General features: G+C 69.4%; 6 protein-coding genes and 1 pseudogene. 2 read left to right on the top strand and 5 right to left on the bottom strand.

The features are described 5' to 3' along the window. Positions 1–227, top strand: a pseudogene (locus tag I8J34_RS07990) (IS3-like element ISAzo10 family transposase); the annotation flags it as partial. A gap of 514 nt (positions 228–741) precedes the next feature. Here the strand turns inward: I8J34_RS07990 and I8J34_RS07985 are convergent. Both I8J34_RS07985 and I8J34_RS07980 read right to left on the bottom strand, forming a co-directional pair. Beyond that, on the bottom strand, positions 742–2,901 hold the full coding sequence (locus I8J34_RS07985; protein ID WP_214360866.1) for a malate synthase G: 2,160 nt from the start codon (positions 2,899–2,901) through the stop codon (positions 742–744). A gap of 126 nt (positions 2,902–3,027) precedes the next feature. Then, entirely contained in the window at positions 3,028–3,363 is a 336-nt protein-coding gene (locus tag I8J34_RS07980) for a cupin domain-containing protein (RefSeq protein ID WP_214360865.1), read from the bottom strand. A 108-nt stretch (positions 3,364–3,471) separates the two neighbouring features. Between I8J34_RS07980 and I8J34_RS07975 the strand changes: the two genes are divergently transcribed. After that, positions 3,472–4,386, top strand: coding sequence for a LysR family transcriptional regulator (locus tag I8J34_RS07975; protein WP_214360864.1), 915 nt, complete (start codon positions 3,472–3,474; stop codon positions 4,384–4,386). A 51-nt stretch (positions 4,387–4,437) separates the two neighbouring features. On the opposite strand, the gene gltB is transcribed toward I8J34_RS07975, so the two are convergent. The 3 genes from gltB to I8J34_RS07960 all read right to left on the bottom strand — a co-directional run bounded on the left by gltB (position 4,438) and on the right by I8J34_RS07960 (position 11,149). Next, positions 4,438–10,371, bottom strand: coding sequence for a glutamate synthase large subunit (gene gltB / locus I8J34_RS07970; protein WP_214360863.1), 5,934 nt, complete (start codon positions 10,369–10,371; stop codon positions 4,438–4,440). 110 nt (positions 10,372–10,481) lie between these two features. Further along, complete coding sequence (locus tag I8J34_RS07965) at positions 10,482–10,967, bottom strand: hypothetical protein (protein WP_214360862.1); 486 nt, start codon at positions 10,965–10,967, stop codon at positions 10,482–10,484. Continuing rightward, complete coding sequence (locus I8J34_RS07960; protein WP_214360861.1) at positions 10,967–11,149, bottom strand: hypothetical protein; 183 nt, start codon at positions 11,147–11,149, stop codon at positions 10,967–10,969. Before I8J34_RS07960 ends, I8J34_RS07965 begins: the two co-directional genes overlap by 1 nt. Positions 11,150–11,389 lie beyond the last annotated feature (240 nt).

Below are 11,389 nucleotides of genomic sequence, written 5' to 3'. Positions count from 1 at the left end.
GTGGCATCCGGTACGTGAGCCCTGCGCAGCGCCACGCGGGTGAAGATCGCAACATCCTGGCCGCGCGTCACCAGACCTACCTGCACGCTCGCGAGCGCAACCCGCGGCGCTGGTCGCGCCACACGCGTGATTGGTCGCATATCGGCCTCGTGACGCTCAATCCAGAGCGAGACGCTGTCGTCAATGCGACACTTCATGCTGAAGACATACACACGTTAGTTGCATGAATCAGGCGACAACTATCTTGACTTGCTCCGCTGGAGACTCTGCACACTCCATCGAAATCTACCCCGTCTATATGCTCAGGTACGCATGGAACGCTCCATTTTAGCGAGGCTATTCCGCGAACATAGTTTTCTATATTTTTCCAGTTTGTAGTCATTCTGATTTTCTTTGGGCAGGAAGCGAATACTATAGGTGTGCATCGCATTGGCGATGTATGTTACATGATGGGTGTTCCGAGATGTTTCTGAATTCCGGTCTTATCTGTCGTGTCTAGGATAGAATCTGTAGAATCCTTGCTGGGCAAGCTAATGTAGCAAGCGTAGCCGCCTCCGGGATTCGTCGGTGGACGATCGCTGACCCCGGATTTCGCTTCGCTCTATCCGGGCTACGAAACCCGCCGAAGCCCATCGGCCGGCCATGCCGACCAACGACCGCCGCTGACCAACCGCCCGTGAACAAAAAAACGCCAGCCCGGCACCCCCAGGCTGGCGTTTCTCTTTACGGCAAGCGGTCGGCTTACAGCGCCTTCACTGACAAGCGATGCGCATGCAGCAGCGGCTCGGTGTAGCCGCTGGGCTGTTGGCAGCCCTTGAACACCAGATCGCAGGCGGCTTCGAAGGCGATGCCGTCGTAGGACGGGGCCATGGGGCGGTAGGCGGGGTCGCCGGCGTTTTGGGCGTCGACCACCTTGGCCATTTTCTTCATGGTGTCGAGCACCTGGTCGATGGTGCACACCTCGTGGCGCAGCCAGTTGGCGATGTGCTGGCTGGAGATGCGCAGGGTGGCGCGGTCTTCCATGAGGCCGACGTTGTTGATGTCGGGCACCTTGGAGCAGCCCACGCCCTGGTCGACCCAGCGCACCACGTAGCCGAGGATGCCCTGGGCGTTGTTGTCGAGTTCTTTCTGGATCTCGTCGGCGGTGAGCTTCTGGTCGCCCAGGAGCGGGATGTCGAGGATGTCGTCCACGTTGGCCGGGCTGCGGCCGCGCAGTTGGGCCTGCACTTCGAAGACGTTGACCTGGTGGTAGTGCAGGGCGTGGAGAGTGGCGGCGGTGGGCGAGGGCACCCAGGCGGTGTTGGCGCCGGCCTTGGGGTGGCCGATCTTGGCAGCCATCATGTCGGCCATGTTGTCGGGCACGGGCCACATGCCTTTGCCGATCTGGGCGCGGCCGGGCAGGCCGCAGGCCAGGCCGACATCGACGTTCTGGTCTTCGTAGGCGAGGATCCACTTCATGGTCTTGAGCTTGGCCTTGGGCGCGAAGGCGCCGGCTTCCATGCTGGTGTGGATCTCGTCGCCGGTGCGGTCGAGGAAGCCGGTGTTGATGAACACCACACGTTCCTTGGCGGCGCGGATGCATTCCTTGAGGTTGACCGAGGTGCGACGCTCTTCGTCCATGATGCCGACCTTGAGCGTGTTCTTGGGCAGGCCCAGGGCCTGCTCGACGCGGCCGAACAGCTCGACGGTGAAGGCGACTTCTTCGGGGCCGTGCATCTTGGGCTTGACGATGTTCACGCTGCCGGAGGTGGAGTTGCGGAAGGGGGCATTGCCCTTGAGGTCGTGGATCGCGGCGCAGGCGGTGAACATGGCGTCCATGATGCCTTCGGGGATCTGGTGGCCGTCGGCGGCGATGATGGCCGGGTTGGTCATCAGGTGGCCGACGTTGCGCACGAACATCATGGCGCGGCCCTTGAGCGTGAATTTGCTGCCGTCGGGGGCGATGTAGTCGCGATCCGGGTTCATGCGGCGGGTGAAGGTCTTGCCGCCCTTGCTCACCTTCTCGGACAGGGTGCCCTTCATCAGGCCCAGCCAGTTGCCGTAGGCCAGCGCCTTGTCTTCGGCATCGACGGCGGCCACGGAGTCTTCGCAGTCCATGATGGTGGTGAGCGCGGCCTCGACCAGCACGTCCTTGATGCCGGCGGGGTCGGTCTTGCCGATCGGGTGCTCGCGGTCGAACTGGATCTCGAAGTGCAGGCCGTTGTGCTTGATCAGCACAGATTCGGGCTCGGTGCCCTTGCCCTGGTGGCCGACGCACTGGGCCGGGTCGATCAGGCCGGTGGTGCGCCCGTCCGACAGATTGACGGCCAGCGCGCCGTCGGCGATGCCGTAGCGAGTGGCGTCGGCATGGCTGGCGTCGAGCAGCGGTGCGGCTTCGTCGAGGAACTTGCGGGCGTATTCGACCACCTTGGCGCCGCGCACCGGGTTGTAGCTGGTGCCTTTCTCGGCGCCGTCGGTCTCGGGCAGCACGTCGGTGCCGTAGAGCGCGTCGTAGAGGCTGCCCCAGCGGGCATTGGCGGCGTTGAGTGCGAAGCGCGCGTTCATCACCGGCACCACCAGCTGCGGGCCGGCCTGGTGGGCGATTTCGGGTTCGACGTTTTCGGTGGTGACGTCGAAGTCGGGCCCCTCGGGCACGAGGTAGCCGATCTCTTTGAGGAAGGTCTTGTAGGCGGCGAAGTCGCCCTTGCCGTGTTTCTGGTGCCAGGCGTCGATCTTGGCCTGCAGCTCGTCGCGCTTGGCGAGCAGGGCGCGGTTCTTGGGCGCCAGGTCGTTGACGATGGATTCCAGGCCCGACCAGAACTGGTCGGCCGTCACGCCGGTGCCCGGCAGGATGTCTTTCTCGAGCAGTTGCTTGAGCGCGTTGGCGACCTGCATGCCGCCGATCTTGGTATGTGTGCTCATGGAAGTAGGCCTCTGTGCTGTGCCGGCCGGTAGCGCGGCGTCATGTCGAAAAATCGGTGGTCCGGAGACGTTGGCTCATTCTAGAACGATCCGGTTGGTTTATCTAATGTCTTATAGAACACTTGTTCAGGTATCGGGATGGCGGGCGTGCACCGCCAGCCACACCGTCGCGGCGGCCGTCTGCGCCACCCGGTGCCGGCAGCCGGCCGGCAGCAGCGCCCAGTCGCCGGGCGCCAGCGGCAGCTCCCGCCCGTCGTCGAAGGCCAGCGTGGCCGCACCGCTGACCAGCATCACCCATTCGTCGTCCGTCTGCTCGTACCAGAAGCCGGGCGGGCTGGCATGGTGGTGCGAGACGATGCGCTCGATCCGCACCGCGCCGTTGGCGAACAGCGGGCGGAAGTCCTCGTCCGCGCCAGGGGCGGGCAGGTCGGCGAGCAGCGAGCCATGTGTCGGCGAGGTCATGAGGCGATGGCAGTGGTGCTTTTCGATGGGCGGACTCTAAGGGTAGAGACTCCGCGAGCCGAAGGGAATTCCTGATACAGTTCTTGCTGTCGATACCTGGAGTATCGGATGGGCCGCTACACCGAGATCAAAAGCTTCGTCCTCACCGCTGAAAAAGGCAGCTTTGCCGCAGCCGCGCTTATCGAGGGCGTGACGCCGGTCGTCATGGGCCGCCGGCTCGACGCGCTCGAACGCCGCCTCGGCGTGCGCCTGATGCATCGCTCCACCCGCGGCCTCACGCTCACCGACCTGGGCGAGCAGTTTGTCGAGCAGTGCCGCCAGCTGCTCAAGGACTTCGACGCCGCCGAGGGCAGCGTCAGCGCCGGCCGCTCGGACGTGCGCGGCCACTTGGTGGTGTCGGCCCCGGCCGGCTTCGGCCGCCGGCACATCGGCCCGCATGTGGCAGCCTTTGCCGCGCAATACCCGGAGCTCAAGCTCTCGTTCAACTTCACCGACAGCGTGGTCGACCTGGTGCGCGAGGGCTACGACATGGCGGTGCGCATCGGCGGGCAGGTCGACCCCGACTATGTCGCCATCCCGCTCGGCCCCAATCGCCGCGTGGTGTGCGGCACGCCCGACTACTTCGCCCGCCACGGCACGCCGCGCACCCCCGAAGACCTCGTCGCGCACAACTGCCTGGCCTTCAACCTGCAGGGCGGCCAGCAGCGCGGCTGGACCTTCATGCGCGAGGGCAAGCCCTTCTCTGTGCGGGTGAACGGCAACCTCGACTGCAACGACGGCGAGATCCTGTTCGACTGGGTGCGCCAGGGCCTGGGTATTGCCTGGCGTTCCACCTGGGAGATCCAGGCAGAGCTTGCGCGCGGCGCCCTGGTGACCGTGCTCGACGACTTCGCCGCGCCCGGCTACGCCATCCAGGCGGTGTACCCGCAGCAGCGCTATCTGCCGGCGAAGATCCGGTGCTTTGTGGATTACCTGGAAGCGGTCTACAACCGGCCCGGCTACTGGGAAGGTGCGTCGGCCTGAGCGGTTGGCGCTGACGCCTCGGGCTTGCCGGGGTCGGCGCGAGGCCTTGCGCTACAGCCCGCGCGCCGCCAGTGGCGGATTGGCGGTGGCCAGGCTGGCGGGCAGACGGCTGGTGCCGGCCAGGTAGCGGTCGATCGCGCGGGCGGCGTCGCGCCCCTCGCCGATCGCCCAGACGATCAGCGAGGGGCCGCGACGCGCGTCGCCGGCGACGAATACACCGGGCAGCGGGCTCATCATCGCGGCGTCGGCGGCGAGCCGGCCGTGTGCGTCCGGCGTCAGGCCGTCGGCGGCGAAGGGCGCCAGATCCGGGCCGGCAAAGCCGGCGGCGATCAGCACCAGCTCGGCGTCCAGGCGGATGCCGCGCTCCAGCACCTCCTTGGCGGTGCGCCGGCCGGCGGCGTCGCGCTGCCAGCGCACGCGCTCGAACCGCACGGCATCGACCTCGCCGTCGCCGTCCGCGTCGAGAAATTCCACCGAGTTGAGACCGAACACCGCGCGCCCGCCTTCCGTGAGCGCATAGGTCGGCTCGAAGCTCTGCGGCCAGGCGGGCCACGGGTTGCCGGGCGGGCGCTCATCCGGCGGGCGCGGGTGGATGCTCACCTGGGTGACCTGGGCGGCGCCCTGGCGGTGCGCGGTGGCCACGCAGTCGGCGCCGGTGTCGCCGCCGCCCAGCACCAGCACGCGGCGCCCGTGTGCGTCGAGCGGCGCGGCCGGGCGGCCGGCCTGGCGGCGGTTTTCGGCGATCAGGTAGGGCAGGCCGAGATGCACGCCGCCCAGTGTGCGCCCGGGGGCCTCCACCTCGCGCGGGGCCAGCGCGCCGAGGGCGAGGCACACGGCGTCATACTCGCGCCGCAGGCGGTCGAGCGGCAGGTCGGTGCCGACGGTGACGCCGGTGCGAAAGCGCACGCCCTCGGCGGCGAGTTGCTCGACACGGCGGGCGACACGCGCCTTGGCAAGCTTGAAGTCGGGGATGCCGTAGGTGAGCAGGCCGCCGATGGCGTCGTCGCGCTCGAACACGGTGACATGGTGGCCGGCGCGGTTGAGCTGCTGCGCGGCGGCCAGGCCCGCCGGGCCGGAGCCGACCACCGCTACCCGCCGCCCGCTGCGCTCTGCGGGTGGCTGCGGCACGATCCAGCCTTCTGCCCAGCCGCGGTCGACGATGGCGCGCTCGATGCTCTTGATGGTCACCGCCTCGCCGCCGATGGCCAAGGTGCACGCCGGCTCGCAGGGCGCCGGGCAGGCATAGCCGGTGAATTCGGGGAAGTTGTTGGTGGCATGCAGGCGCGCCAGCGCGGTGTGCCAGTCGCCGCGCGCGACCAGGTCGTTCCACTCCGGGATGCGGTTGCCGATCGGGCAGCCGGCCATGCAGGCCGGCACGCCGCAGTCCATGCAGCGCTCGCCCTGGACGAGCAGCGCGCCGGCGTCCCAGTTCGGCGCGTAGATCTCGCGGTGGTCGCCGATGCGTTCGTCGGGCGCGCGGTAGGCGATGGGGATGCGCGGATAGCGGCGGTAGCCGTCCGGGTGGTTCTCGCTCGGTGCCGGCGCGGGGGCCGGTGGGGCGGGGCGCGCTTCGGTGAGCGCGGCATAGGCGGCCGGGATGATCTTGAGAAAGCGCTCGGCGGCCGCCGTCCAGTCGGCGAGCAGCGCCCGGGCGAGCGCGCTGCCGGTGTGCGCAACGTGGGCCGCGAGCAGGCGCTGCAGGCGCGGGTGGTCGCGTGCCTCGTCGGGCAGCTCGGCGCATAGCGCGCTGTCGGCCAGGCGCAGGCGCAGCTGCGGGTCGGTGTCGAGCAGGTAGGCCACGCCGCCGCTCATGCCGGCGCCGAAGTTGCGCCCGAGCGGGCCGAGGAAGACCACCGTGCCGCCGGTCATGTATTCGCAGGCATGGTCGCCCGCGCCCTCGACCACCGCCTGCGCGCCCGAGTTGCGCACCGCGAAACGCTCGCCGGCCTGGCCGTTGATGTAGGCCTCGCCAGCGGTGGCGCCATACAGCGCGACATTGCCGACGATGATGTTGCCGGCGGCCGGGTAGCCGGCATCGGCCGGGGTGGCGATGACGATGCGCCCGCCGGACAGGCCCTTGCCGACATGGTCGTTGGCGTCGCCGGTGAGCTGCAGATGGATGCCGGGGCACAGGAAGGCGCCGAAGCTCTGCCCGGCGTGGCCGTGGCAGTCGAGGCGGACCGTCTCCGCCGGTAGGCCTTTCGCGCCGTGGCGGCGGGTGATCTCGTGGCTCAGCAGGGTGCCGAACGTGCGGTCGCGGTTGCTGATCGCCAGGCGGTGCGCGTAGCGCTCGCCACGGTCGAGCGCGGCGAGCATCGGGCCGATCAGCGCATGGTCGATCTGCTCGCCGAGCTTGTGGTCCTGCGTGCGGGTACGGCGCGAGGTGTCTTCGCCCGCCACCGGGGCGAGCAGCGCGGAGACATCCACCGCAAGGCCCTTGGGGTGGGCGAGCGCGCGTGCGTTCAGGCAATCGACCCGGCCGATCATCTCGTCCATGCTGCGAAAGCCCAGGCGCGCCATCCAGGTGCGCACCTCTTCGGCGACGAAACCGAGGTAGTTCATGACATGCTCGGGCGCACCGGCGAAGCGGCGGCGCAGTTCCGGGTCCTGGGTGGCGATGCCCACGGAGCAGGTGTTGCAGTGGCACTTGCGCAGCATGATGCAGCCCAGCGCGACCAGCGCCGCGGTGCCGAAGCCGTATTCCTCGGCGCCGAGCAGCGCGGCCACCACCACGTCCCGCCCGGTGAGGAAGCCGCCGTCGGCCCGCACCCGGATGCGCGAGCGCAGGCGGTTGGCCATCAGCGCGCGGTGGGTGTCGGCCAGGCCCAGCTCCCAGCCGCTGCCGGCGCCCTTGATCGAGGTTTTCACCGAGGCGCCGGTGCCGCCCGCATCGCCCGAGATGAGCACCGCGTCGGCGCGCGCCTTGGCGACCCCGGCGGCGATGGTGCCCACGCCGGCCTTGGCCACCAGCTTGACGTGGATCTCGGCGGCCGGGTTGGCGCACTTGAGGTCGTGAATCAGCTGGGCGAGGTCCTCGATGGAGTAGATGTCGTGGTGCGGCGGCGGCGAGATCAGGCCGATGCCGGGCACGGTGAAGCGCACCTCGGCAATGCCCGCGTCCACCTTGCCGCCGGGCAGCTCGCCGCCTTCGCCGGGCTTGGCGCCCTGGGCCATCTTGATCTCGATCTGGCGCGCCTCGGCCAGATACTGCGCGGTGACGCCGAAGCGCCCGCTGGCCACCTGCTTCATGCTGCAGGCGCGTTCGGTGCCGAAGCGCTCGACCTGCTCGCCCCCCTCGCCGGTGCCGGAGCTGCCGCCCAGGCGGTTCATCGCCACCGCCAGCGTCTCGTGCACCTCGCGGCTGAGCGAGCCGAAGGACATCGAGCCGGTGCCGAAGCGCGCCAGGATGGCCGCGGCCGGCTCGACTTCGGCGAGCGGCACGCCGCCGTCGGTGGCGGGCACGAAGTCGAGCAGGGCGCGCACGGTGGCGGGCGCCTCGGGGCTGCCGTCGACGGCGGCGGCGAAGTCGCGGTAAGCGTCGGCATCGGCCTCGCGCGCGGCCTGCTGCAGCTTGCCGATGGTGTAGGGGTTCCACTGGTGGTGCTCGCCGTCGCGCCGCCAGTACAGCTCGCCGCCGGCGCTCAGCGGCGCGTTGCCGGCGGGCGCTTCGGCCCAGGCGGCGGCATGGCGCTCGCGCGCCTCGCGCTCGAACAGCTCGAGGCCGGCGGCGGGCAGCGCGCAGGCGGTGCCGGTGAAGTATTCGTCGACGAAGTCCTGCGCCAGGCCGATGGCCTCGAAGATCTGTGCGCCCTTGTAGCTCGCCAGCGTGGAGATGCCCATCTTGGCCATCACCTTGAGCAGCCCGCCTTCGAGCGCGGCGCGGTAGGCGGCCTGCGGGTCGCGCACGCGGGCCAGCGGCCCGGCGCTGGCCATGACCGCCAGGCTGCGGTAGGCGAGCCAGGGGTAGACCGCGTCGGCGCCGTAGCCGAGCAGGGTGCACACGGGGTGCACCGCCGCCGGCTCGCCGGCCACCAGCACCAGCGCCACGCGGCGGCGCAGGCCGGCGCGGATCAGGTGGTGGTGCACCGCGCCGGTGGCCAGCAGGCTGGGAATCGGCAGGCGCTCGGGGCCGGCGGCGCGGTCGTCGAGAATGAGCACTTCGCCGCCGGCCTCGATGGCCGCGCTGCAATCGGCGCGCACCCGCTCGATGGCGTCGCGCAGCGCCTGCTCGGGGGCGAAGGTGATGTCCACCCGGCAGGCGCGGATGCCGTTGCGCGGGGCGGCGATCAGCGCTTCGAGCGCGGCCAGGTCGGCATCGGCCAGGATGGGCGATTCGAGCAGCAGCTGGCGGCAGTGTGCCGGGGCGGTATCGAGCAGGTTGCGGTGGCGGCCGACCGGCGCGGCGAGCGAGGTCACCAGCGCCTCGCGGATGTAGTCGAGCGGCGGGTTGGAGACCTGCGCGAACTCCTGCTTGAAGTAGGCGAACAGCGGCCGGTGGCGCGCCGAGAGCAGCGCCGGCGGGGTGTCGTCGCCCATCGAGCCGATCGGGTCCTTGCCGCCTTCGGCCATCTTCTCGAGCAGCGCATGCAGCAGCTCTTCGGTGTAGCCGAAGGTGTGCTGCAGGCGGGCGAGCTGGGCGGGCGGCTCGACCGGGCGGGGTGCGACGTTGCGCGCCAGTGCGCCCAGGCGCAGCTGGTAGGTGCGCAGCCAGGCGCCGTAGGGCGGCGCGGCGAGGGTGGCGAAGATCTCGTCCTCGGGCACGATGCGGCCGTGTGTCGTGTCGGCGAGGAAGAGCTGGCCCGGGCGCAGGCGGCCCTGGTGCACGATGTCGGCCGCTGCGGTGTCGAGCACGCCGGTCTCGCTGGCCAGGATCAGGCGCCGGTCGCGGGTCAGGCAGTAGCGGCAAGGACGCAGGCCGTTGCGGTCGAGAATGGCGGCCAGCTGCGTGCCGTCGGTGGCCACCACCAGCGCCGGGCCGTCCCAGGGCTCCATCAGCGCGGCGTGCCAAGCGTAGAAGTCGCGCCGCGCGGGGTCCATGGTGCGGTCATGCTGCCAGGCCTCGGGCACCATCATGCGCAAGGCGTGCGGCAGGCTGCGGCCGGTCATCACCAGCAGTTCGAGCACATGGTCGAACACCGCGCTGTCGCTCAGGCCCTCGCCGGTGACCGGCAGCACGGTGTCGATGTCCGCGCCCAGGCGCTCGGAGGCCATCTCGGCCTCGTGCGCGCGCAGCCAGTTGAGGTTGCCGCGCAGGGTGTTGATCTCGCCGTTGTGCACCAGACAGCGGTAGGGATGGGCGAGCTGCCAGGCGCCCAGCGTGTTGGTGGAAAAGCGCGCATGCAGCAGGGCGAGCGCCGAGGCGGTGCGCGCGTCCGTCAGGTCGGGGTAGAAGCGGGCGAGCTGCGGGCAGGTGAGCAGGCCCTTGTAGACCACGGTGCGGCGGTCGAGCGAGCACAGGTAGAAGAGTTCGCGCCCGGCACCGGCGAGGCCATGGAGGTCGGCATCGCGTTCGAGCGCGCGGCGCAGCACGTAGAGCTGTAGGTCGAGCGCCTCCGCCTGCACGGCGGGATTGCGCGGAGCGACGAAGAACTGCCACACCGCGGGCCGCGAGTCGGCCGCGGTGCGCCCCAGCCCGCCCGGGTCGACCGGCACCTCGCGCCAGGCCACGAGATCAAATCCGCGCGCGGCGCACACCACCTCGACCAGACGGCGCACGCGCGCCCGGCGGCCGTCGTCGCGCGGCATGAAGGCCTGCCCCAGGCCGTAGCCGCCCCGCGCCGGGAGGTCGGCCACCTCGTCGGCGTACAGCGTGTGGGGAATCTGCAGCAGGATGCCGGCGCCGTCGCCGCTTTCCTCCTCCGCGCCACGGGCGCTGCGATGGTCGAGGTTGGCCAGCAGCTGCAGGCCGTCTGCGACCAGGGCATGGGTGGCGTGGCCGGACAGATCGACGAGGGCACCGACCCCGCAACTGGCGTGGGTGTGCAAGATGGTGCCCGTCTCCTGCTAGGTCTCGCTTTGGGCAGTATAGGAGGCGTGCTGCGCCGCCGCGAGGCGCATGGCTCGCGCCGCCGGGCCGATCGACCCGCCGCAAACAGCTAGCCGGGGGCGTGATCGTTCAAGGGGGGGGATCCCTGCGAACGCCTCACAGATCCAATCGGCGCGACGCTGTGGTCCTCGCATCCGTTCAATCGATAGACCCGACCGACGCCTCGCGATACGCGCGATACCTCGCGGGTGTCCCGGCATGGCTGATAGCCGGCTGCTTCGAGTGTCCGGGTGATGAGATAGGGCAGGACGTTGGCCAGGCTCAGGCAGGTCACGAACCAGATCACGAGCACCATGCCGGCCCTGTGCGGGCGGAAGGCGGCGCCGCGCTTGAGTCCAACGATCTGAATGGCCGTCAGGACCCACATCACCGACGCGAGCAGAAGATAGTAGATGCCGCTGTCGAAGCCGATCTCGGGGGCTGCCGCTGCGATGGCGCGCTGCACGCGGACACTGTCGTAAATACAGTAGGCGACCGCCGGAACCGCCAGCACATCGAGGACATAAATGATCGCCTGGGCGGTGCGCGCTCGCATCAATAGCCTCTGACAACGGAGCACGGACCGAACAGGCAGGGGATGTACTGCGGATTCCGCTCGAGAAAATCGAGATTGCGATGGATTTCCCAGGTGATTTCATCGAGACGAACGCCTGCGCGCCGATAGGCGTCAATCAGCGCTTGGGTGGCACCGAATCGCTTGTCGATCTGGTCGAGCACGATGCCGGTGGCTACGGATCGGCGCGATGGATGGAGCCGGGCACGAGGGTATCGAAGTGCGGCACCTCTCACGCGGCGACGGCTGACAGGGGCGGGAACAAGAGCAAGGCTGGCACAGCAAGTGACCTGAGTTTCACTGCAATTCCTTTGTGGGCCGTGGCGCATTGGAAATGTGCGGCGCGCTCATCGTAGGCTGCGAATATGCCATCGTCAATTTTTGTGGGCGCTATACGTGGCGCC

This window comes from Denitromonas iodatirespirans, assembly GCF_018524365.1.
Classification (GTDB): Bacteria; Pseudomonadota; Gammaproteobacteria; order Burkholderiales; family Rhodocyclaceae; genus Nitrogeniibacter; species Nitrogeniibacter iodatirespirans.
Note: the sequence above shows the minus strand (reverse complement) of the source record. Positions and strands in the feature narration are given on the sequence as shown.

Coding starts and splice junctions, on each gene's coding strand:
- I8J34_RS07985 (WP_214360866.1), bottom strand. CDS start 2,901: ATGAGCACACATACCAAGATCGGCGGCATGCAGGTCGCCAACGCGCTC.
- I8J34_RS07980 (WP_214360865.1), bottom strand. CDS start 3,363: ATGACCTCGCCGACACATGGCTCGCTGCTCGCCGACCTGCCCGCCCCT.
- I8J34_RS07975 (WP_214360864.1), top strand. CDS start 3,472: ATGGGCCGCTACACCGAGATCAAAAGCTTCGTCCTCACCGCTGAAAAA.
- I8J34_RS07965 (WP_214360862.1), bottom strand. CDS start 10,967: ATGCGAGCGCGCACCGCCCAGGCGATCATTTATGTCCTCGATGTGCTG.